This window comes from Rothia nasimurium, from assembly GCF_928381415.1.
Classification (GTDB): Bacteria; Actinomycetota; Actinomycetes; order Actinomycetales; family Micrococcaceae; genus Rothia; species Rothia nasimurium_H.
The window spans coordinates 1-22,609 of sequence record NZ_CAKMSF010000006.1 but is presented as its reverse complement, the minus strand read 5'-3'; the positions used below and the strand labels follow the sequence as shown (position 1 = coordinate 22,609).

At 59.4% G+C, this 22,609-nt stretch carries 21 protein-coding genes; 5 read left to right on the top strand and 16 right to left on the bottom strand.

Going from position 1 to position 22,609, the window contains the following annotated elements; all coding sequences use genetic code 11:
- Positions 1 to 11: 11 nt before the first annotated feature.
- The 5 genes from L7A20_RS07785 to L7A20_RS07765 form a co-directional block, all read right to left on the bottom strand.
- The gene (locus L7A20_RS07785) at positions 12 to 1,166 is read right to left on the bottom strand and encodes a prephenate dehydrogenase (protein ID WP_237204976.1); all 1,155 of its coding nucleotides are present in this window, start codon (positions 1,164 to 1,166) and stop codon (positions 12 to 14) included.
- Positions 1,166 to 2,248 (bottom strand): pseudouridine synthase, encoded by a 1,083-nt coding sequence (locus tag L7A20_RS07780; protein ID WP_237204975.1) that lies wholly within the window; start codon positions 2,246 to 2,248, stop codon positions 1,166 to 1,168. Before L7A20_RS07780 ends, L7A20_RS07785 begins: the two co-directional genes overlap by 1 nt.
- Before the next feature lie 59 nt (positions 2,249 to 2,307).
- Positions 2,308 to 3,111: an SMC-Scp complex subunit ScpB gene (gene scpB, locus L7A20_RS07775; protein ID WP_237223000.1), complete on the bottom strand. Its 804-nt coding sequence runs from the start codon at positions 3,109 to 3,111 to the stop codon at positions 2,308 to 2,310.
- Positions 3,108 to 3,938: a segregation and condensation protein A gene (locus L7A20_RS07770; protein WP_237222999.1), complete on the bottom strand. Its 831-nt coding sequence runs from the start codon at positions 3,936 to 3,938 to the stop codon at positions 3,108 to 3,110. The genes scpB and L7A20_RS07770 overlap by 4 nt, the downstream gene beginning before the upstream one ends.
- Positions 3,939 to 4,089: 151 nt before the next feature.
- On the bottom strand, positions 4,090 to 4,950 hold the full coding sequence (locus L7A20_RS07765; protein WP_237222998.1) for a ParA family protein: 861 nt from the start codon (positions 4,948 to 4,950) through the stop codon (positions 4,090 to 4,092).
- A gap of 386 nt (positions 4,951 to 5,336) precedes the next feature.
- On the opposite strand from L7A20_RS07765, the gene L7A20_RS07760 reads away from it, so the two are divergent.
- A complete protein-coding gene (locus tag L7A20_RS07760; RefSeq protein WP_237204972.1) occupies positions 5,337 to 6,323 on the top strand; it encodes a hypothetical protein in 987 nt (328 codons plus the stop codon).
- An 82-nt stretch (positions 6,324 to 6,405) separates the two neighbouring features.
- On the opposite strand, the gene L7A20_RS07755 is transcribed toward L7A20_RS07760, so the two are convergent.
- The 4 genes from L7A20_RS07755 to L7A20_RS07740 all read right to left on the bottom strand — a co-directional run bounded on the left by L7A20_RS07755 (position 6,406) and on the right by L7A20_RS07740 (position 10,671).
- The gene (locus L7A20_RS07755; RefSeq protein WP_237222997.1) at positions 6,406 to 7,407 is read right to left on the bottom strand and encodes an NADP-dependent oxidoreductase; all 1,002 of its coding nucleotides are present in this window, start codon (positions 7,405 to 7,407) and stop codon (positions 6,406 to 6,408) included.
- A gap of 40 nt (positions 7,408 to 7,447) precedes the next feature.
- The gene (locus L7A20_RS07750; protein WP_237195224.1) at positions 7,448 to 7,876 is read right to left on the bottom strand and encodes an Rrf2 family transcriptional regulator; all 429 of its coding nucleotides are present in this window, start codon (positions 7,874 to 7,876) and stop codon (positions 7,448 to 7,450) included.
- Between the two features lie 78 nt (positions 7,877 to 7,954).
- Positions 7,955 to 8,626: a hypothetical protein gene (locus L7A20_RS07745; protein ID WP_237195222.1), complete on the bottom strand. Its 672-nt coding sequence runs from the start codon at positions 8,624 to 8,626 to the stop codon at positions 7,955 to 7,957.
- Positions 8,627 to 8,760: 134 nt separating this feature from the next.
- Complete coding sequence (locus L7A20_RS07740) at positions 8,761 to 10,671, bottom strand: propionyl-CoA synthetase (protein WP_237195220.1); 1,911 nt, start codon at positions 10,669 to 10,671, stop codon at positions 8,761 to 8,763.
- A gap of 250 nt (positions 10,672 to 10,921) precedes the next feature.
- On the opposite strand from L7A20_RS07740, the gene L7A20_RS07735 reads away from it, so the two are divergent.
- The 4 genes from L7A20_RS07735 to L7A20_RS07720 are packed head-to-tail and all read left to right on the top strand — an operon-like array spanning position 10,922 to position 15,241.
- Complete coding sequence (locus L7A20_RS07735; protein ID WP_237195219.1) at positions 10,922 to 11,602, top strand: GntR family transcriptional regulator; 681 nt, start codon at positions 10,922 to 10,924, stop codon at positions 11,600 to 11,602.
- 53 nt (positions 11,603 to 11,655) lie between these two features.
- Positions 11,656 to 13,173 carry an MmgE/PrpD family protein gene (locus tag L7A20_RS07730; RefSeq protein WP_237195217.1) on the top strand — a complete coding sequence of 506 codons (1,518 nt, stop codon included), beginning with the start codon at positions 11,656 to 11,658 and terminating at the stop codon, positions 13,171 to 13,173.
- Positions 13,173 to 14,084, top strand: a complete 912-nt coding sequence (gene prpB, locus L7A20_RS07725; RefSeq protein ID WP_237195213.1) for a methylisocitrate lyase — start codon at positions 13,173 to 13,175, stop codon at positions 14,082 to 14,084. The genes L7A20_RS07730 and prpB overlap by 1 nt, the downstream gene beginning before the upstream one ends.
- Positions 14,085 to 14,104: 20 nt before the next feature.
- The gene (locus L7A20_RS07720) at positions 14,105 to 15,241 is read left to right on the top strand and encodes a bifunctional 2-methylcitrate synthase/citrate synthase (protein WP_237195211.1); all 1,137 of its coding nucleotides are present in this window, start codon (positions 14,105 to 14,107) and stop codon (positions 15,239 to 15,241) included.
- 95 nt (positions 15,242 to 15,336) lie between these two features.
- Here the strand turns inward: L7A20_RS07720 and L7A20_RS07715 are convergent, their stop codons facing one another.
- The 7 genes from L7A20_RS07715 to L7A20_RS07685 form a co-directional block, all read right to left on the bottom strand.
- The gene (locus L7A20_RS07715; protein WP_237195207.1) at positions 15,337 to 16,770 is read right to left on the bottom strand and encodes a dihydrolipoyl dehydrogenase family protein; all 1,434 of its coding nucleotides are present in this window, start codon (positions 16,768 to 16,770) and stop codon (positions 15,337 to 15,339) included.
- Between the two features lie 17 nt (positions 16,771 to 16,787).
- On the bottom strand, positions 16,788 to 17,762 hold the full coding sequence (locus L7A20_RS07710; RefSeq protein ID WP_237195206.1) for a site-specific tyrosine recombinase XerD: 975 nt from the start codon (positions 17,760 to 17,762) through the stop codon (positions 16,788 to 16,790).
- A 1-nt stretch (position 17,763) separates the two neighbouring features.
- Positions 17,764 to 18,507, bottom strand: a complete 744-nt coding sequence (locus tag L7A20_RS07705) for an NUDIX domain-containing protein (RefSeq protein ID WP_237207237.1) — start codon at positions 18,505 to 18,507, stop codon at positions 17,764 to 17,766.
- 14 nt (positions 18,508 to 18,521) lie between these two features.
- Positions 18,522 to 20,186, bottom strand: a complete 1,665-nt coding sequence (locus tag L7A20_RS07700) for a CTP synthase (RefSeq protein WP_237195204.1) — start codon at positions 20,184 to 20,186, stop codon at positions 18,522 to 18,524.
- 427 nt (positions 20,187 to 20,613) lie between these two features.
- Complete coding sequence (locus L7A20_RS07695) at positions 20,614 to 21,018, bottom strand: hypothetical protein (protein ID WP_237195203.1); 405 nt, start codon at positions 21,016 to 21,018, stop codon at positions 20,614 to 20,616.
- 9 nt (positions 21,019 to 21,027) lie between these two features.
- Positions 21,028 to 21,516: a hypothetical protein gene (locus L7A20_RS07690; RefSeq protein ID WP_237195201.1), complete on the bottom strand. Its 489-nt coding sequence runs from the start codon at positions 21,514 to 21,516 to the stop codon at positions 21,028 to 21,030.
- The gene (locus tag L7A20_RS07685) at positions 21,513 to 22,457 is read right to left on the bottom strand and encodes a hypothetical protein (protein ID WP_237195200.1); all 945 of its coding nucleotides are present in this window, start codon (positions 22,455 to 22,457) and stop codon (positions 21,513 to 21,515) included. The genes L7A20_RS07690 and L7A20_RS07685 overlap by 4 nt, the downstream gene beginning before the upstream one ends.
- Between the last annotated feature and the right edge of the window lie 152 nt (positions 22,458 to 22,609).

Genomic DNA, 22,609 nt, shown 5'->3' with positions numbered 1-22,609 from the left:
GGTTTTCTTCCTTACTTGACGACCTTCCAGCCGCGGCTGGTGAGGTCTTCGATCAGTTTTTCGTGTTCGTTGGGGTTAACCGATAGTTCAGCCATGCCCACCTGGGCACCGGGGGAATGCTCTAGGCGCAGGTCTTCCAGGTTGACTCCCAGTTCACCGATTTCAACGAGCAGGCGGGCTAGGGTGCCGGGGGTGTCGTCCACCAGCACGGTGAGCTGGGCAAAAGCGGACGGTGATCCGCCGTGCTTACCGGGAATACGGGCAACACCAGAGTTTCCTTCGCTCATGAGCTGGGCGATATCGAGTCGGGCTCCGGCTGCGGTGGGAGCCTCCAGGGTGCTGATGAGACGTTCAAGGTCCTCACGCACCCCGTAGAGGGTCTGAACCACAGGTTCGGCGTTGGCTGAGAGTATCTGCACCCACAGGCCCGGGTCTGAAGCGGCGATACGGGTGGTATCGCGCAAGCCCTGCCCGGCCAGACCCAGCGCATAGAGAGGGGTGTCCTGCAAGCGGGAAGCCAGCAGGGAGCTCATGACCTGGGGCACGTGCGAAATCAAGGCGACGGTGCGGTCGTGCTCTTCCACGTCCATATGGGTGATGGTTGAGCCCAGTTCAGTTGCCAGCTGTTGGGCTACCTTGATCAGTTCGGGGCGCACGGTCTCATGGTCGCAGAGCACCCAGGGGCGGGCTGAGAAGAGCTCACCGCGGGCAGCCACGGGGCCGGATTTTTCACGCCCGGCCATGGGGTGGGTGCCCAGGTAGCGGCTCACATCAGCCCCTGCTTCCTGCACCGCGCTCAAGATACCCGACTTCACCGAGGCTATGTCGATGACAAAGGACGCCGGGTAGTCAGCGAGCGCGCGCGCCACCAGGTCGGCGGTGACGTCCGGGGGTGCCGCCACGACGACCAGCTGAGGGGTAAGTTCCAGCTGGTCGGGGGCTTCCTGCCCTGTTTTCCTTTGCCACTCGGTGGCTAGGGCTCGCAGGGAGGTACCGGCACCGATGTCTTCGGCGACGGCTTCGGTGGTGGGTGAGATATCGGAGATGTAGACCGTGTAGCCGCGGTGGCTCAGGCCCAGCCCGATGGAGGCACCCAGCAGGCCCGCGCCAATCACCAGGACGGGGCCGTGCAGGTGGGAGTCGAAGACGGTGGGTGAACCGCTCATTACATGCCTACCGAGGCCAGCAGCTTACCGATTTCGACCTTGGACAGGTTGCGTACGGTGCCCTGCTTCTGGGAGCCTATGTGGATGGGGCCCATCTCAACGCGCACGAGCTTCTCGACGGGGTAGCCGACGTGCTCGAACATGCGGCGGATGATGCGGTTCTTGCCGGAGTGGATGGTGACCTCAACCAGGACGTGGCCGGGGGTTGAGTCGACCAGCTTGAACTCGTCGACGCGGGTGACGCCGTCCTCCAGGCGCAGGCCCTTCTTCATGGCTGCACCGATACCGGGTTCCATGGGGCCGGGTACCTGCACCAGGTAGGTCTTGGGTACCTCGTAGGAGGGGTGGGTCAGGCGGTTGGCCAGCTCGCCGTCGTTGGTCAGCAGGAGCAGACCTTCGGTTTCAACGTCCAGGCGGCCCACGTGGAAGACGCGTTCGGTCATGGATGAGCGCAGGAAGTTGGAGATGTTGGGGCGGCCGTCGGGGTCGTCCATGGCTGAGACGACGCCGGCGGGCTTGTTGAGCACCATGTAGACCAGCTTGTCGTTGGTCTGGATGGTCATGCCGTCAACCTGGATGGTGACCTGGTCGGGGTTAACACGTACGCCGAGTTCGGTCACCAGGACGTCGTTGACGGTCACGCGACCTTCTTCAATCATTTCTTCGCAGACGCGGCGGGAGGCCACACCGGCGGATGCCATGATCTTCTGCAGGCGGACGCCCTCGTGGTCATAGAAGGGGTAGTGGTCAACGGGCGCGTTCTTGGGGCGGCGCGGACGGTGGGGGCCAAAGTTCTTGGAGCCGCGGTTAGCGGGGCGGAACTCGCCCATTTCCTTAGCGAAGGGCTGGCCTGAGCGGAACTTGGGGCCCTTACCGGTACCGGCCTTGCGGGGGCCGCCGGGGGTGCCGGGCTTAGCGCCCTTGTTACCGGCAAAACCTGAACGACCTGAACCGCCCTTACCGGCTCCGCCCTTGCCAGCGCCGGCAAAGCCCTTGCCGCTGCGTCCGGCTCCTGCCTTGCCTGCACCGGGGCGGCCGCCGCGGTTTGAGTTACCTCGTGATGAGTTGTTTCCGTATGCCATTTCTTTTATCTCTTTCCTCTGTGTCGTAGTTTCTGGTGATGCCGCAGCTAGCGTGTGCGCTAGCTGGGGTCATCCAAGTCTAGGGTGGTGCTGCTGCCCACCTCGTGGGGGTCGGGTAGGTAGGGAGCCAGGGCGGGAAGCTCGTCGAGGGAGTTCAGCCCCAGCTTTTCAAGCAGGGTGTCGGTGGTGATGTATTGGGTGGCCCCGGTTTCATCGGGCACGGTCTCGGTGATGAGGCCGCGCTGTAGGAGGTTGCGCACCGCCGCGTCCGCCGAAACCCCGCGTACCTGGGCGATATAGGCCCTGGTGGCCGGTTGCTGATAGGCAATGACGGCCAGGGTTTCGAGGGCTGCCTTGGTGAGTTTGACGGTCTGGGCGCCCACCACGAACCGGCTGACCCAGGGTGAAAAATCAGCCCGGGAGTAGAGCCGCCAGCCACCTGCCACCTGGCGGAGTTCAAAGCCGCGGGGCTCGTGGGTGCCGGTGGCGTCGTCGTAGCCGTCGTAGTCGCGCATCAGCTCGTCGAGGGCGGTTTCGATGGCTCGTTCTGAGACAATCAGGGCCGCCGCGAACTCGCGGACGCTCACCGGCACATCGGCTACCGCCAAAATCGCCTCGATAGCGGCTTTCACGCCGCCGGGCTGGAGCTCAACTCGGTTGAGTTCGTGGGCGGACGCCGCCACCTGCGGAGCGGCTTTCGTTGGCTTAGCAGCGGGTTGGGGTGCCACCGGGGAGGTTTCTTCTGGTACTGGCTCGGGCTGCGGTGCTGGTTCAGACTTGGGCTCCTGCTCCGGTTCAGCGTCCCAGCTGCCGGAGAGCAGAATCTTGAGGTCATCGTCGGTGTAGTCGGGGTTCCCGCTCATTCTGTCTCTCCTTCCCGGTGGGTGGTTGCTGAGTCTTCAAGGCGCAGGGTGATGGGGCCCAGGGCCTGGCTCTGTTCTACGGCGAGTTTGCCCTCTTTATAGAGTTCTAGCACCGCAAGAAAGCGGACGGCCACGACTTCGCGGCTGGCGGCGTCCGCGCAGGCCTCGGCGAAGCTCAACTGCCCACCGTTCTCCCCCAGCTTGGCCAATAGTGTCGCTTCTTCGGCTGCGATGGTGGTGGCCGGGGTGTAGATGTGGCCGGTGTCGATGTGCTCGGGCTCCGGCTCGATGTCGGGGTCTTCGTGCAGGCGCAGGGCGTGGGCGGCAATCTCAGCAAATGCCTGCGGGGTCAGGTCGAAGACCAGCTCGGGTAGTACCTTGGTGAAGGCCGGTTCGAGGGCGACGGTGCGGGAAAAGCGCTGGTTTTCTGCGGTGAATCGCTCTTCGAGCACGCTTGCTACCTCGCGGTAGGCCCGGTACTGAAGCAGGCGGGCAAAGAGCAGGTCGCGGGCTTCAAGCAGGTCGGGGTTAGCGGCTAGAGCTTTGTCGCTGCGCGGGAGCAGTCGCGCTGTTTTGAGTTCGAGCAGGGTGGAAGCGGTGACGAGGAAGTCGCTTGCGGTGTTGAGGGCGGCGTCGCTGCCGTCTTCAAGCAGGGGTCGGATGTAGGTGAGAAATTCGTCGGTGACTTCGGCCAGGGCGATATCGGTGATATCGAGTTTACGGCGGGAAATCAGGGTGAGCAGCAGGTCGAAGGGGCCTTCGAAGTTACTCAGGGTGAGCGTAAAGGGCGCAGGGGCGCTCTGGGTAAGTGTGTTCGGTACCGTCACGGCAGCGAGTCTCCTGTGGGTCTTTGAGCCAGGATTTGGCGGCTTCTCATGAGCCGTTCTTTTTCTGTGTTTTAACCATTGTGCCCGCCTGCCCCGAGGTTCTTCAAGGGCAGACGGGCAAAAGTAGCCTAGAGCATAGGGGCAGGTGCGTTTAGGGGGCTCCGCCGCGGGAGATCAGCTCGCGGGCTAGCTGGCGGTAGGCCTCGGCACCGGGGTGGTTGGAGGCGTACGACAGGATAGGTTCTGCCGATACGGAGGCATCGGGGAACTTAACGGTGCGCTTGATGACGGTGTCGAAGACCTTGTCACCAAAGGCGTCAACGATGCGGGCCAGCACCTCTTTTGAGTGTAGGGTGCGGGAGTCGAACATGGTGGCCAGCACGCCGTCAATTTCGAGCTTGGGGTTCAGACGGTCCTGGACCTTTTCGATGGAGTCCACCAGCAGGGCTACCGCGCGCAGGGCGAAGAACTCGCAGATGAGCGGGATGATGACGCCGTGGCTGGCGGTCAGAGCATTGACGGTCAGCAGGCCCAGGGAGGGTTGGCAGTCAATCAGGATCACGTCGTAGTCGTTTTCGACCTTGCGCAGGGCACTGGCGAGAACCTGTTCGCGGGCTACCTCGTTGACTAGCTGCACTTCGGCGGCGGAGAGGTCAATGTTGGCTGGCAGCAGGTCGATGTTGTCGAATTCGGTGCTCTGGATAACCTCGCGGATATCGACCTTGCGGTCCATCATGACGTTGTAGACGGTGAGGTCAAGTTCGTGGGGGTTAGCACCGAAACCGGCGGAGAGGGCGCCCTGGGGGTCGAAATCAACGAGCAGGACGCGGCGTCCGGCTTCTGCGAGCGCGGCCCCGAGGTTGATGGTGGAGGTTGTTTTTCCGACGCCGCCCTTTTGGTTGACCATGGAGATGATGCGGGCGGGCCCGTGGGTGGAGAGGGGGGCGGGGTCGGGGTAGATGCGCAGGGGGCGGCCGGTGGGGCCGAGCTGCTCAGCGCCGGTTTCAGTCACTGTGTTTCACCTTTGGTTGGGTTCAAGACTTTTACCTACCAGTTTAGCCGGTGGGTGCAAGTCATCACCTTCTAGTTCATTTCAACGACGATTTTGCCGGGGCCGCCTTGCCTGCTGCGAGCAGGTCGAGGGCTTCTTCCAAACGCTAGGAACCAGGAGGTTATGCCAGGTAGCTGTTACCACAGCTCCAAAGGATTAAACCAATGATCGTTGTTAGGGAACACCTTGAGTGAGTTATCAGTATGAGCGACCTCAGCAGTCACTGAAGTTACAGATTTACCAGATTTGGAATCTCAAAACCTTCTGTGCGGTGACTACATGCCACTACAATCGTTAACAACTCATCAGAACTCCAAATCTCTTGATTTTATAAGTAAAGGTTGCCCATGGATTCCACAGTTCCTGCCGCTAAGCCAACAGTAGATGAAGACTCTAAAAGCACTGAACTAAATCTAGATTCAGCGTTACCCCCGTCTGAGGCCCTTCAACCCGTTACAGACGAAGTTACTGACGACGAGGCAGAAGAAATAGGTAGAAAATTTATCACTACCATCACTCGCCTTAAGGGTGTCAAAATTGACAGAGAGGCGTTCATTAGGAGTGAACTTGAAAAGGCATTCATTCCTGAAGACAAAATTGATGAGGTAATCAATTCTACTCCCGCTCAGGCCGGTATAGACTCGCGTCTTATCGATAAACTTGCAAAATCTGCTATCGAATTTGAGACTCGTAAATCCTCAGCAATCTCTTTTGCTGCCGGCCTTCCTGGCGGGTTTGGAATGATTGCAACCATTCCCGCTGATGTTACGCAATACTATGTACATGCATTCCGCGTGATGCAGAAATTAGCATATTTGTATGGATGGCAGTCGTTCATCTCTGATTTGAACGAAAAAGATGATGAAACAGTTGCAAAATTTGCGATGTTTCTTGGAGTAATGCTTGGAGTAGGGGGTGCGGCAAATAATCTCATGAAATTTGCGAACGATATAGCTCGCCCTGCTGTTCAACGAAATATCGCTAAAAAGGCTCTAACGAAAACCTTTTATTACGGCCCAATCAAAAAGACACTGAGATTTATCGGGGTTAAGGTTACCAAAGACAGCTTTGCAAAAGGTGTAGCAAAGGCTGTCCCCCTGGCTGGCGGGATAATTTCCGGAAGCCTAACCTACGCGTCCCTTAAATCCCAATCAGGCCAGCTTCAGAAGCACCTAAAGGGACTCCCACTAGCATGGCCCGATGGCAAGGTGCCCGAAGAGTTTATCCTCGATGAAGATGAGTCCAAGACCAACAAAAAAGAGCAAGCTAAACAAATTATCGGTTCAGCAAAAGGAAAGCTTCCCCTTTCTCTAAAAAATAGAAAGAAAAGCTAAATTCAATTGTTGAAGTAAGATTATTAAGTGAAACCACCGAACTCTCGAGAGTTCGGTGGTTTCACTCAAAATTCGATTACCTCTAATTCGTTTCAACGACGATTTTGCCGGGGCCACCCTTGCCTGCTGCGAGTAAGTTAAGGGCTTCTTCCAGGCGGTCAAAGGGCAGAGTCTGGGCCACGAGGGGCTTGATAGCGCCAGATTCGATAGCGGGCGTGTAGCTCTTGAGCTGGTCTGCCTCAGCCCGCATGAAGAGGAACTTGTAGGTCACGCCGAGCTTCTTGGCAGCAGCCCGCTCCTTTCGGCTGAGGAACCACATGACCGGTGTCAGGGCCTTCTTGCCGAGTTGGGCGGCGAAGTCGGTGTCGGGGGCGCCGACCACGGTCACCAGGGTGCCGCCGGATGCCAGTACCTTCATGGAACGAGTGGTTTCCCCCTTGCCCAGGGTGTCGAGCACGATGTCGTAGCCCGAGATGTGCTCCTCGTAGTTCTGGGTGCGGTAGTCGATAACCACGTCAGCCCCCAGGGTCTTAGCCAGCTCGACGTTCTTGGTGCTGACGGTGGTGGCGACGGTTGCGCCCAGATACTTGGCGACCTGGATAGCGATAGAGCCCAATCCACCGGTACCGCCCTGGATGAAGACCTTATCGCCGGGCTTGATGGGAGCCTTTTCGGTGAAGGCCTGGATAGCGGTCAGCAGGACGAGGGGCAGGCCAGCAGCTTCAGCGTAGGTCAGGTTGGCAGGCATGGGCGCAACCTGGGCAGCCTCTATAGCGACCTGCTCGGCGAAGCCACCAATAGCGTCGATGGGCAGGCGGGTAAAGACCTTATCCCCCACTGCATAGTCGGTAACCCCGCTGCCGACGGCGAGGACGTCCCCGGCGACTTCCTGCCCCAGGATGAGGGGGAGCTTGTAGGGCAGGAGCTGCTTGAAATCACCGCGGGCAATCATGGCATCAAGCGGGTTGAGGCCTGCGGCGCGGACGCCAACAACCACCTGGCCGGGCCCGGCGACGGGGGCGGGGACGTCCGCCCACTGGGTAGCGCCGCCGTCGACGTAGGAGGTGAGGGTAAATGCTTTCATGGTTTTCTCTTTCGGGTGGGTGATGATAGTGATGTTAGATTTAAGCGTCGGGGTGGGCTGCTAGGTAGCTGGCCCTGATATCTTCGATGACCGCATCCAGGGTGATTCCTGCTAACTGGTCGGTCATGGCCTGTTCGGCGCGGGCGGCGATGGGGTCGAGCACCGAGTTAATGTGGCCCCCTACCGGGCATTCCGGGTTGGCGTTTTGGTGGGTATCAATGTGGATGTTGGGGTTAACGGCCCGGTAGATATCGAGCAGGGTCATTTCGGTTTTCGGCTTACCGAGCTGGTAGTCAAAGCTACCGGGGATGCGGTCAAGCAGGTCTGCTTTTTTGAGCAGGGAGATGATTTTGCGAATGTAGCTGGCGTTGGTGCCCGCGCTGGTTGCTATGGCCTCAGAGGTGAGTTTATCGTCGGCTTCCGAGAGCATGACCAGGGTGTGTACGGCGACCGAGAATTTTGTATCCACAGAACATCCTTTTTGTATTTGTTTCAGCAACAGATACAAATATAGGGCACGAATCGACACAAATCAAATCTTCCCCAGCTAACAAACAGCCAGCACCCCAAAGAAGACTGCCCCTACTAGCAACATCAGGCTATAGAGAGCGGTTAGGTTGGCATTCTTAATCCTTGCAAGCACACCTGTGACAGCGTGAGCAAAGCCCGGGAAGCGGTCCCAGCTTGCTTCGAGTAGCAGGTAGGGCCCAACCATACCGACTGTAAAGATGAGATAGGCCAGCACCCATTCAACCGCGTTGTGGCTCACCGTTGTGAGCAGGCGACCCACCATATACATCGTTGCCATCGAGCTCAATCCGATAGCCGAATTCAAGAAGCCTGCTAGCACAGCTTTCCGGGGTGAGAGGTGTAAGTTTTTAACCTTATGTGCCCTCTTGGGGCGGTTTCTGCGCGTCCAGAGCAGGACTGCCGATAGTGCAAGCAGCAGGGCAGCGCCGGCGTCGATGCTTTTTCGCACGAGGATTTTGCTCGCATCGCTGTGAACCAGCTGTATTAGGTTCTCTGGGTCAACGAAGCGGAAGAGTAGGACGAGGACGGTAGCCCCCATGACAATCCCGCCACTAATCCAGCGGACGATGTGCATTTTGCTGAGGTCGTTGATGAGCGCCAGAAAGGTGATGCTGTAGAGCGAGGGGCTAAAGCCCATCATGAGTCCCAATCCGAGCAGGGCAGGCGCAGCGGTGAGAAGGGTTGTCATGGCTACCAGTATGGCACGGGCAACCAGCCCTACCCAGATCGCGCCTCTAACCCCTACCAGGCTAACCAAGAGGCTTATTCATAGGAGGCTCCGCAGGCTCACGCTCACTGTGAGCCTGCGAAGCCCCTTATGAGTTAGCTACGCAGCACCTTAGCGATATCGTCCAGCACGCTCATATCTTCAATAGTGGAGGGCACGGTGTACTGCTCGCCGTCGGCAATCTGGCGCATGGTCTTGCGCAGGATCTTGCCGGAGCGGGTCTTGGGCAGGCCGTCCACAATCTTGACGTCCTTGAAGTCGGCTACCGCACCGATGTCATTGCGCACGCTGGCGATGAGTTCGGCAGCCAGCTGCTCTTCGGTGATGTCGGCACCGGCTTTGAGCACCACGTAGCCGGCGGGCCGCTGGCCCTTGAGCTGGTCAGCCACACCGATCACAGCACACTCAGCGACAGCAGGGTGGCCGGCGAGTACCTGTTCCATAGCACCGGTTGAGAGGCGGTGGCCCGATACGTTGATGACGTCATCCGTGCGCCCCATGACGAAGACATAGCCGTCCTCGTCGATGTAGCCAGAGTCGCCGGTGGTGTAGTAGCCGGGGAAGGCATCCAGATAGGAGGAGATGTAGCGGTCATCGTTCCCCCAGAGGGTGGGCAGGGTACCCGGGGGCATGGGTAGCTTGATGGCCAGGTTACCCTCTTCGCCGGGGCCGACGGGCTCACCGAAGGGGTCGAGTACCTGCAGGTTGTAGCCGGGTGAGGGCACAGAGGGGGAACCGGGCTTCAGCGGCAGGGCTTCAAGACCGCGGGGGTTAGCAGCAATGGCCCAGCCGGTTTCGGTCTGCCACCAGTTATCAATGACGGGCACGCCCAGCTTTTCAGTGGCCCAGTGGTAGGTTTCGGGGTCAAGACGCTCACCTGCCACAAAGAGTAGTTGCAGCGAGGAAATATCGTAGTTACCCAGCAGTTCTGCCTCAGGGTCAGCCTTACGGATAGCTCGCAGGGCGGTGGGAGCGGTAAAGAGGGACTTGGCACCAGATTCTTGGACGACGCGCCAGAAGGCACCAGCGTCCGGGGTTCCTACGGGCTTACCCTCATAGAGCACGGTGGTTGCCCCTGCCAGAAGGGGGCCATAGACGATATAGGAGTGGCCCACTACCCAGCCAACGTCCGAGGCGCACCACATCACCTCGCCGGGGCCCACGTTGTAGATGTTTTTCATAGTCCAGGTCAGCGCCACGGCATGGCCACCGTTATCGCGCACAACGCCCTTGGGTGAGCCGGTAGTGCCCGAGGTGTAGAGAATGTAGAGGGGGTCGGTCGCTTTCACCTCAACCGGGGCATGGGGGTCGGCAGCAGCCACCGCCTGCCCCCAATCCAGCCAGGTCACCCCGGTGGAGCCTGCTTCAGCCCGAGCAGCCGCATCGGCCACGGAATTCTCAAAGCCTTCACGTTCAAAAACCACAACAGTTGATGGCTTAGTCTGAGAAAGCTCAATGGCTTTTTCAACCGCTGGGATGTATTCGATACGACGCTTAGGTTCCACACCGCCAGAAGCGGTCAGGACGACGGTGGGCGAGCAGTCGTTGATACGGCTAGCCAGTTCGTTGGGGGCAAAGCCACCAAAGACCACCGAATGCACGGCGCCCAGGCGGGCAACCGCCAGCATGGCCATAGCAGCCTGGGGAATCATGGGCATATAGATGAGTACGCGGTCGCCTTTTTCGACCCCGGCGGACGCGAGCGCCCCGGCAATTTTTTCTACCTCGCCTTTGAGTTCTGAGTAGGTGATGTTCTGGCGGGTGCCGAGCATGGCTGAGTCGTAGGTGATGGCGGTGCGATCGCCGTGGCCGGCTTCTACGTGGCGGTCAACGGCGTTGTAGCAGGTGTTGAGGGTGCCGTCGGGGAACCAGCGGTACAGCGGGGCAGCATCGCTATCGAGGGCGCGGGTTGGTTCGGTTGACCAGCTAATGGCCTGTGCCTGCTCTAGCCAGAACTCTTCCTGGTTTTCGATGCTGCGGGTGTAGGTGTCAGCGTATGTTGCCATGTGGGGTGCTCCTTTACGGACGCCGGTGGTGGGTTGTCATGAGGGAGTGACTCCAACCTAGTGCGAGGGGTCACATTTGGCAAGGTTTTGTATACAGAAATTTGTGAAACTGATGAAAATGACACATTATTTCACGCATAGTCCGAAAAATTTCCCCCTTTTGTATACAAAACTCGGGTCGGTGTTTTAGAGTGGTCACAACCGCCAATTTCAGTGCAACACATCACAAAACTGTGAAAGGAGAGAGCGAATGAGAGCTGGTGAACTGGCCTATCAGAGCCTGCGCAGCGACATCATGGAGGGAATGCTCGCTCCCGGTTCTGTGATTGCAGAGGTAGAACAGTCAGAGCGTCTGGGGGTCTCTCGCACCCCCGTCCGCGAAGCTATATCCCGCCTTCTCGCCGAGGGTCTTGCCGAACCGGCACCGGGCCGCGGCGTTATCGTTGCACCGATTTCTCTAGCGAATGTGTACGCCCTCTTTGAGCTACGCACCTCGCTCGACAGCACTGCGGCAGCACTTGCAGCACGGCGGGGTGATTCCAAGGTCTTCAAAGAGCTGGCACAGGCCTTTGAAGAGGCATCGTTCGCCCTGCACCGCGGAGAAGCCTCACTGGCGGAGTACTACTCCCTAGTGGATGAGCTCGATACCGCGATCGACGCGGCAGCCAACAACCGCTACCTGCACCAAGCACAGACGTCCTTGCGCACCCAGCTCACCCGCATCCGCAAGCTTTCTAAAGCCAACCCCATCCGGCTAGAGCAGGCGGCTGAAGAGCACGCCCAGATTGCCCGCTGCATCGCCTCCGGCAACCCGCAGCTTGCTGAAGCCGCTACCCGCCTGCACCTGGCCAACGCGCTCTACGCCATCGAAGAGGCCGCAGCCTCTCAGAGCCAACACAGTCTTTTCAACCATCCAGAACCAACAGCCTAAGAATCCCCTCACCGGCGCCGCTGCCGGTAGGAACAACCTGAAAGGAAACATCAGTGACCAAGCTGCACTCCGTTCGAGTTTATAAGTCCGAAGAAAACCTGCCCCGCGAAGACCAGCTCGCCTACAAGCTCGCCCAGGTAGCCACCGACCCCGTTGAGGTGCTCCCCGAGGTCGAAGAGATGGTCATCAACCGCATTATCGACAACGCCTCTGTCGCTATCGCTTCTCTCAACCGCGGCCCCATCATCTCCGCCCGCGACCAGGCCCTCACCCACGCCCACTCCCCCAACGGCAATGGCGCAGCCATCTTCGGCGTCCCCGCCAGCACCAAGGTCTCCCCCGAATGGGCAGCCTGGGCCAACGGCGTGGCAGTGCGCGAACTCGACTACCACGACACCTTCCTGGCTGCCGAATACTCCCACCCCGGCGACAACATTCCCCCGATTCTGGCAGTAGCCCAGCACGTGGGCTCCACCGGGCGCGACCTGATTCGCGGCATCGCTACCGGCTACGAGGTCCAGGTCGACCTGGTCAAGGCCATCTGCCTGCACAAGCACAAGATTGACCACGTAGCCCACATCGGCCCGTCCGCCTCCGCTGGCATCGGCACCCTGCTGGGCCTGGATACCGAAACCATCTTCCAGGCCATCGGTCAGGGCCTACACACCACCACCGCTACCCGCCAGTCCCGCAAGGGCGAAATCTCCACCTGGAAGGCCCACGCCCCCGCCTTTGCAGGCAAGATGGCAGTTGAAGCGGTCGACCGCGCTATGCGCGGCCAGACCTCCCCCGTGCCGATCTACGAAGGTGAGGACGGCGTCATCGCCTGGATGCTGGACGGCCCCGACGCCCACTACGAAGTGCCCCTGCCCGAAATCGGCGAGCCCAAGCGAGCAATCCTCGACACCTACACCAAGGAGCACTCCGCGGAGTACCAGGCCCAGGCATGGATTGACCTGGCCCGCAAGCTGCACCGCGAACACCCCGAATTCACCAACCCCGAGAACATCGAGTCGATTGTTCTGCATACCTCCCACCACACCCACTACGTCATCGGCTCTGGCGCCAACGACCCCCAGAAGTACGACCCCACCGCTACCCGCGAGACTCTGGACCACTCCATCCCCTACATCTTCACCGTTATGCTGCAGGACGGCGAGTGGGACCACGTCGGCTCCTACGCCCCCGAGCGTGCCCAGCGCGAAGACACCGTAGCCCTCTGGCACAAGGTCACCACCGCAGAGGACGCCGAGTGGACCCGCCGCTACCACTCCAACGACCCCGCAGAAAAGGCCTTCGGTGGCCGCGTTGAAATCAAGCTGGCTAACGGCGAGACCTTCAGCGAAGAAATCGCTGTGGCGGACGCCCACCCGCTCGGCGCCCGTCCTTTCGCCCGCGAGGACTACATCGGCAAGTTCCGCAAGCTGGCCGAGGGCAAGGTCTCTGAAGAAGAGCAGAACCGCTTCATCGAGGCAGCCGAGAACCTGGCTAACCTGGGTGCAGGTGAGCTGGACGCCCTCAATATCACCGCCTCCATCGACCTTGAAACCGGCAAGAAGGGTATCTTCTAATGCTGTACGCTTCAAAAACCGCAGCCGAAAAGCGCAAAAACCTACGCGAGATGCTGGCCAGCGACCAGATTCGCCAGTTCCCCGGCACCTACACCCCTATCTCAGCCCGCCTGGTTGAAGAAAAAGGCTTTGACGGTATCTACATCTCGGGTGCAGTGCTGGCCAACGAGCTGGGATTTCCGGACGTCGGCCTCACCACCCTCTCCGAGGTAGCCCAGCGCGCAGGGCAGATTGCCCGCATTACCAATCTGCCCGCTATCGTGGACGCCGACACCGGCTTCGGTGAGCCCATGAACGTGGCCCGCACCATCCAGGAGTTCGAAGAGTATGGCCTGGCAGGCTGCCACATCGAGGACCAGTTCAACCCCAAGCGCTGCGGCCACCTCGACAACAAGAACATGGTTGACCTTGAAACCGCGACCAAGCGAATCAAGGCGGCAGCCGAGGCCCGCCGGGACGAGAACTTCCTGATTATGGCCCGCACCGACCTGCGCGGTACCTCTTCCCTTGAGGAAACCATCAACCGTATCAAGGCTCTGGTCGATGCCGGCGCCGATGCGATTTTCCCCGAGGCCATGAAGAATCTCGACGAGTTCAAGGCTGTCTGCGACGCTGTAGACGTGCCGGTTCTTGCCAACATGACCGAGTTCGGTAAGAGCGAGCTTTACACCAAGGAACAGCTAGCTGAAGCGGGTATCTCAATGATTATCTACCCCGTCACCCTGCTGCGCTCCTCGCTGGGAGCCATGGAACGCGTCCTGGAAACCATCGAGCGTGATGGCACCCAGGAGGCCTACGTGGACCAAATGTTCACCCGCTCCCGCCTCTACGACCTGGTCGACTACGAGGCCTACAACCAGTTCGACACCGGCATCTTCAACTTCGAGGTTCCCGGTAAGTTCGAAGCCTAAACGCACAAGGAGAAACAGACATGAGCGACAACGAGGTCAAAAAAGGTCTGGCCGGTGTAGTTGCTGATTACACCGCCATCTCAAAGGTCAACGCAGAAACCAACTCCCTGCTCTACCGGGGCTACCCGGTGCAGGAACTGGCGACCGTTCCCTTTGAGAAGGTAGCCCTGCTGCTCTGGAACGGGGAGCTACCCACCAACGAAGAGCTGGCAGAGTTCACCGCTTTCGAGCGAGCTCACCGCCAGCTTCCCGAGGCCCTCAAGACCGTCATCGACGCCCTGCCCACCGACTGCCACCCTATGGATGTCTGCCGCACCGCAACGTCCTTCCTGGGCGCAGCTGACCCCAAGAGCGAGGACCTATCTCCCGAAACCGAGCTGCTCAAGGCCAAGGAACTCTTTGCAGTCATGCCGGCGGTAGTCTGCTACGACCAGCGTCGCCGCCGGGGCCAGAGCATCATTGCCCCGCGCGAAGACCTGGACTACTGCGATAACTTCCTCTACATGGCCTTCGGCGAAGTCCCGGCCCCCGAGGTCAAGACCGCTTTCAACGTCTCCATGGTCATGTACGCCGAGCACTCCTTCAACGCCTCTACCTTCACCGCCCGCGTCATTACCTCCTCCCTCTCAGACCTGCACTCAGCCGTCACCGGCGCCATCGGTGCCCTTAAGGGCCCCCTGCACGGTGGTGCCAACGAGGCCGTGCAGCACACCTTTGATGAAATCGGTGTGATTGAGGGTGAGTCCCAGGCAGACGCTAAGGCTCGTGCAAAGGCATGGATGGAGGCCGCCCTGGCAGAGAAGAAGAAGATTATGGGCTTCGGCCACCGGGTCTACAAGAACGGCGATTCCCGTGTGCCCACCATGCAGAAGTCCTTCTTCGATATGGTCGAATACTACGGCCGCCACGACATCATCGGTCTCTACCAGGGTCTGGCTGAAGCAATGGACGAGGCTAAGGGGATCAAGCCCAACCTGGATTACCCTGCTGGCCCCACCTACCACCTGATGGGCTTTGATACCCCCACCTTCACCCCCATCTTCGTGGCTTCCCGTATCACCGGCTGGACCGCCCACATCCTGGAGCAGCGCGCAGCGAATTCACTGATCCGCCCGCTCTCTGCCTACAACGGTGTGGACGAGCGCCACCTGAGCTAATCTCCACCTTTAGCAGCGACTCGCTGAGTCGGCTGGCTGAGAAGCTTCTCGTTCCTCAGCCAGCCGACTTTGTGCTATTTACCTATCTGGCAGTACTAGCGCAGCTCCCTAGGGAGTTTTTCAAGCAGACGCAGCCAGATTTCTGAGGACGTTGGGTAGGCAGGTACCGCGTGCCGCAGCAGCTTAACGGGTAGCTGGGCGGTAACGGCAATCGTGGCTGCGTGCAGGAGCTCGGCAGCTTCCTCCCCCACAAAGACGGCACCCAGTAGGACGCCGGTGTCGGCATCAACGGTTAGTTCTGCAAAGCCCCGGTTGAGGTTAGACAGTAAGGAGGTACCGGCGGCCTCCTTCATGGCGGCCCGGCTGGTGACCACGCTATGGCCCTGTTGGGTGGCCTGAGGAGCGGTGAGCCCGACCTGGGCTACCTGGGGCTGGCTGAAGATCACCTGGGGTACTGGAGCTTCTTGTTCTGGGGCGTACTCTTCCTGCCCGGCGAGGGCGGCCCCTAGAACCCGTGCCCGGTATTTACCCTGGTGTGTGAGTAGTACCTGCCCGGCGGCGTCCCCAATCAGGTGGAGCCAGTCGGGCCCCTCACCCGCCAGGGCCGCCTCCGGGCTAAGACCAATAGTGTGGAGCCCTACCGCTTCTAGGGCAGGGGTGCGCCCGGTCGCTAGCAGCAGTTCATCACTGACCAGGGTCTGCCCGTCATCAAAGGTGAGCGTAACTTCCCCACCGTGCACCCTACCGAGCCCTGTGGCGCTGGGGGCCTCGCGGCGGGCGTCCGTAACCCGGGCACCGTAGCGGAGGGTGATGCCGGCATCGGTCAGGGCCGTAGCAATCATATCGCTGAGCCCCTCGACCTCTGCACCTAGCCTGCCCAAGAGGTGCTGTCCGCGCACCAGCAGGGTCACTTCGCTTCCCAGGGCAGTCATCCAGGTGGCAGCTTCCACTGCCACCACCCCACCTCCCACAATGATGAGTCGTCGGGGAATCTCAACCACGCCGGTGGCGTCCCTGTTATCCCAGGCTTCAAGCCCCGTGTAGAGATCAGGTACCGCTGCGCGAGACCCGGTTGCCAGAACTACGGCTTTTCGCGCCGTCAGAGTTCGGTCTGCCCCATCTGCAGAGGTCACCCTGACGGTTTTCCTACCGACTAGCTCACCGTGACCGCGCACCACGGTTATACCGGCGGACTTTGCCCATCGCATCTGCCCTGTATCCCTGTACCGAGAAACCCAGGCATCGCGCCGTTTCAGCAGGTCATGTGAGTTTACTGTGGTGCCGGTAAGCCCCGGAAGGTGCCCGGCGACTTCCGCCACTTGCAGGGGGCGCAGCAGCGCTTTGGAGGGCATACAAGCATAGTAGGAGCATTCACCACCCAGCAGGTCATGTTCTATCAGGGCAGCGCTGAGCCCACCCTGGGTGACGTAGTCGGCAAGGTTCTCACCTACCGGCCCGGCACCAATGACAAGTACGTCAAAAGTATCGTCATCAGGCGAAGTCTTGTCTGTTTGTTCGGAAGGGGTCATCGTATTCTCTCCTCTATCTAGCGGGCGCGGGGGTGGCTAGCTGCAAAGACCTCACGCAGGGTATCTGCGGTGACCTTGGTATAGACCTGGGTTGTGGTCACCGAGGCATGCCCCAGCAGTTCCTGTACCACGCGAATATCGGCCCCACCTTCCAGCAGGTGGGTTGCGAAGGAGTGGCGCAGGGTGTGCGGTGAAATCTCGGCCTGAATTTTCGCGCGTTCAGCATGATTTTTGAGGATCAGGTAGGCCCCCTGCCGGGTGATGCGCCCGCCTCTGGCGTTGAGAAAGAGGGCAGCACCTCCCCTACCCCGGGAGGCGAGCGCCGGGCGTCCGCGCACCAGGTAGTCGTCAATAGCTCGGGCAGCGTAGGAGCCGACCGGCACGACCCGTTCCTTGTTGCCTTTGCCAAAGAGCCTGACAACGGCAGGCAGCTGGCCGGCCTCATCTGAGCCTGGCCGGTCAATGACGATATCGTCGATGTCCACGGTGATAGCTTCGCTGATGCGGGCACCCGTGGAGTAGAGGAATTCGAGCAGGGCCCTATCGCGCAGCCCCGCGGGGGTGGCGGGGTCGGGGCTTTCAAGCAGGCGGGTGATGTCGGCCAGGGGCAGGGCCTTGGGCAGACGGGCGGCGGGAGTGGGCGGACGGACGGTCGCCGCGGGGTCTGTGGGCGTGGTGCCTTCGCGGTACCAGAAGGAATGGGCCCCGCGAACGCCGCTGATGATGCGGGCGGCCGATTTCGCTGCGAGGCCTGCTCCCCCATCCTTGCCCGGGGCAGAGCAGTGGGCAGCGAAGTCGCGCACGTGTTTTTTGGTAATCGTACCCGGGTCGATCACGCCCTGGCCTGCCAGGTAGGTGCTGTAGCGGGTGAGGTCGCGGCGGTAGGCTGCCTGGGTGTTGGCGGCAAGGCCCCGTTCGATGGCCAGGTGGTTGAGGTAGGCCTCGATGGCCCTGTCGAGCGGGGTGGGTGCAGCCGGGGCGCTGGGGGCCACCTTAGAGACCTTCGGCGGGGCGGATTTCGCCGCGGTAGTTTGCCTCGCGCAGGGCGGGGTGGGCGGTGAAGGGGGCGGACGCCGGGTAGAGGGTTTCGAAGTTACGGCGGGCTGCGGCGTCGGCGGCAAGAATCGCGTTGGTGGAGGCGGCATTGTGGATTCGTCCGGCCAGCACAGCGCGGACGGCCTCATCGAGCGGTACCCAGCGCTGCACGATTTCTGATTCTTCGTGGACCCGTTCTTCGCGGTCCTCAGCGGGGATGGCGCTGAGATCGCGGGCCAGGTAGATACGGCAGGCCTCGCCCATACCGCCGGGTGAGTTGTAGAACTCCATGAGGGTATCCCACCGAGCGGCTTGGAGGTCGGTTTCTTCTGCCAGTTCGCGGGCAGCTGCATGGACGGGGTCTTCCCCGTCTATGTCGAGTAGGCCAGCTGGGATTTCCCAGAGGTTGGCGCGGACGGGGTGGCGGTACTGGTTGATGAGCAGCACCTCGTTCTTCTCGTTGAGAGCAAGGACGGCTACCGCCCCGGGATGCAACAGAAAATCTCGTTCGAAGGGTTCGGCACCTTCTTCCAGCGCTATGCCCTCGCGGATAACGTCCCAGACGTAGCCCTCAAATTTGGTGGTGCGGCTGGTGACGTAGCGGGGGTTGGCGATGTCAGCGATTGTATCTTGGGTCGCGGCGAGCGCCGGGGCGTCGAGGCGGGGGGCGTCCCCCACCTCATACGAGAGATTCTGTTGCATACCTTAGAACAGTACTAGCCGTTCTTGCGGGCCTCAAGCGCCGCCTTAATCAGCCCCGCAAAGAGGGGGTGGGGGCGGGTGGGGCGGGAGCGGTATTCGGGGTGGGCCTGGGTGGCGATGTAGTAGGGGTGCTCGCTCACGGGCAGCTCTACGAACTCCACCAGGGAGGAATCAGGAGAGGTACCGGAGATAACCAACCCGGCTTCTTCCAGCTGCTGACGGTAGTCGTTATTGACCTCGTAGCGGTGGCGGTGACGCTCCGCTACCTCACTTTCCCCGTAGACGCTTTCAGCCAGGGAACCGGCAGCCAGGGTCGCCGGGTAGAGGCCCAGGCGCATGGTACCGCCCAGGTCACCTGCGCCGTCCACGAAGGCCTTCTGTTCTTCGATGGTAGCGATCAGCGGTGAGGCGGTCTCGGGGTCGAACTCGGTGGATGAGGCGTCCTTGATACCGAGTACGTTGCGGGCGTATTCGAGCACCATGGACTGCAACCCTAAGCAGATACCCAGGGTGGGAATCTTGTGTTCGCGGGCGTGGCGCAGGGCGCCAATCTTGCCGTCGAGGCCACGGATACCGAAGCCGCCGGGCACGAGAATGGCGTCCATGCCGCGCAGCTGGTGGGCGGCGTCCTCCTGGCTTGCGCAGAGGTCGGCGGCAACCCACTTGATGTTGACCTTAGCGTCATTGGCAAAGCCGCCGGCGCGCAGGGCCTCGGTGACCGAGAGGTAGGCGTCGGGCAGGTCGATGTACTTGCCGACCAGGGCAACGTTGACCTCGGTTTTGGGGGTGTGGACGGCGCTCAGCAGCTTATCCCACTGGGTGAAGTCAACGGGCTCGGCGTCGATGCCCAGGTAGTCCAGGATGTAGGCGTCCAGGTTCTGGCTGTGCAGGGTCTTGGGGATGTCGTAGATGCTGGGGGCATCTGCGCAGGAGATGACAGCCTCGGGCTCAACGTCGCAGGCATGACCAATCTTGATCTTGTGTGACTCGGGCACTTCGCGTTCACAGCGCAGAATCAGACCATCTGGAATAATACCCAGGCCACGCAGGGCAGCAACGGAGTGCTGGGTGGGCTTTGTTTTCAGTTCACCGGACGGCCCGATGAAGGGAACCAGGGAGACATGCAGGAAGAAGACGTTGCGGCGGCCCACATCGCGGCGCACCTGGCGGGCGGCTTCGAGGAAGGGCAGGGATTCGATGTCGCCCACGGTGCCACCAATTTCGGTGATGATGATGTCCGGGGCATTCTCACCGTCGGCTGGCAGGCGCATGCGGCGCTTGATTTCGTCGGTGATGTGGGGAATAACCTGCACGGTATCGCCCAGGTATTCGCCGCGGCGTTCCTTGGCGATCACGTGGGAGTAGACCTGGCCGGTGGTCACGTTGGCTGCCTGGGAGAGGTTCTCGTCGAGGAAACGTTCGTAGTGGCCAATATCCAGGTCGGTTTCTGCCCCATCGTCGGTGACGAAAACTTCACCGTGCTGGAAGGGGTTCATGGTTCCGGGATCGACGTTGAGATAGGGGTCGAGCTTCTGCATGGTCACTGAAAGACCGCGAGAGCGAAGAAGTCGGCCAAGAGATGAGGCCGAAAGGCCCTTGCCGAGAGATGATGCAACACCGCCGGTGACGAAGATCTGGCGGGTTACTTTACCGTTGTTTGATGCTTTTGTATCTACCACGGAATTTCAGCCTATCACCCCTTCTGTTTCGCGCGTGTAAACGCTGGAAGGCCGGCGAAGAATGGCGCTGTAATGAGGCTTATTCATAAGAGGCGTCCTACCAACTAGACAACGACCCACTAGGCGGCAAAATATGAGAGTTAAATCGCCAGAAATAACCTCAAGCCATATCAGAAAGACCGTTACCCCACCAGCCTACAACATGCCTAACCCACCTGGTAAAACCCACCACGAGACATCATAGGGCACTGATATGTACTGGGTTTAGTTCCGACCCCGTACATATCAAGCCTCTAGTCACAGGCTAGGACGACGCCGACCCAGTCACCGCGGGGATGAAAGAAGGAAGGGATGCTGGTACCCCAATAAGACACCAAGCACCCTGTAACCAGTAACAATCCAAAAACGATAACCGTCAGACCTCTACCTACCGGGACACAAAATCCACCGGTGAACCATCCACAGCCTTAATATCCTGAACATTGGGGTACCTATGCATAAAATCAAAGCGATTAACTACGAACCTATACCTCTCACCTGGCACTAAGCGATCCGTCGCTTCCCTCATACCCAAACCATCAACCACCGGAGAATAAAACCTCAGTTCCCCACATTCCTCAGTCTCAATGATAGAAGTGGCCGAGGAGGAAGGCTTACCAGCTGAACCGGTTGAACGCACAACGGTCTCAGCAGAAACCACCGTACAGTCAATATCCTTGGTGTAATGAGAATCCACGTATTTTTGCACCGGCAAGGAAATAACTCCTATAATGACGAAACCCAGAAAATACCAAATCCAATTGTCCTTGATGTACCTATATACCTTTTTCATGAACCACACCTACTTCTCAGGAACAAAATTCTGACGCCGAACACTCTCAACACCACCTACATCCTCAGTCACCACACGATACTCACCCTTCACACCGTTGAGCTCACCACCCAAGGTATAAATCTTCTGCCCCTTCACAGGGGATAACCGCACATCACCATTAGTAATCACATGAGCATTAAAAGACGAAGGAGAAACTACAGACCCTTCAGTATGCGTTCCCAAGTTCACACCCTCCATCACCGGAACACTGCGCACCGGGGAATAATGACTAGGACTATAGCTAGCCAGACCACTTTGCAGACCGCCCTTTAGAGCTTCATTATGCAGTTTTAAAGGATCCATATCGTTGAGAGAAGTGCCGTTGCTCATCTCCTGCCCTACATAGTTAAGCCCACCACCTGCATATCCACCAGAAAACTCACTAACAGCAGCTGTCACCGGCAAATGCACAGCACGCTGACCAGGCTGAACATTCCCACCAAAACGAGCATTCAAACCCAACTGCATCTTAGAAGCAACACCCCCCCCTGCAAACCACCAGAGACAACACCAGAGCCCGTATGCCCCAAAAGCCCACCCAGACTCTTATTCGAAATAGAAGAATCAGTCATATATGTCATCGCATTCGAAGCACCGCCAATAGATGAATTCATAACAACACTCTGGCCCACCATGCCCACTCCACGGCTAGCAACTATCCCAGCAGCACCAAAACCCACAGGAGTAGCAAGTCCGGCAATAGAAGTGTTCAAAGAAGTCCTTTTATAGTCAACCTGAGAAAAATCCCAATCTGCTTCATATGCTTGCATCCCTACGTCTATCACACCAGTGGCAGTCATAGTCAACAGCATGGCAGCACCCAAAGGAGCAAGCGGGGTAAAAAGAAGAACCACACCAACAGCAGCTGTAGCCCCAGCCACCCAATACTGCCAATTATCCTTAAAAGACTCCCAACTAGCAGAAACCTGATGCTTCATCTGTTGCCACACCACAGGAGCAAGAACTTCTGCTTTTTGCAAGGCACTATTTGTCCACTGGGTAGCTGCCTGCGCCCATTCTTGAACTGTCTTAGATAGCCCAGTAAGAGCATTCTGGCCAAGGCGCAAGATGCTAGAAGCCTGAGAGAAAATATCTCCTATATCAAATCCTGCTCCTGGCAGGATAGAACTAGACTGCCTCCCCATAGCACCGAACAAACCCCACGGACCCAGCCCCAGCGCCATAGCACCCAAGCCCCAACCACCCCGAGCCGAACCTGCACCAGCAGAAGCATACTCCCGAAACTCCCCCGCCGTCATCGGAGACAAACCCCACGGATCAACCAAACCCACCGGAGCAAAACCCACAAACGCATACACATTCGCAGACCAACCAGCACCCACCGGCGACACCAACGGATCAGGAGACATAAACCCACGCACCTGCCAGTCATACACACGAGCCCCCAGAATCTCCAGGTCCCCCACAGCCAACGATCCAGAGACAACTACACCCGTTAGGGCCACATGCTAGAGGTTGACAAGCCAGAAGAAGAAAAAAGGACGGACGCCATGGGGCAAGGACGCGAGATAGCAGCAAGACCCAGCGC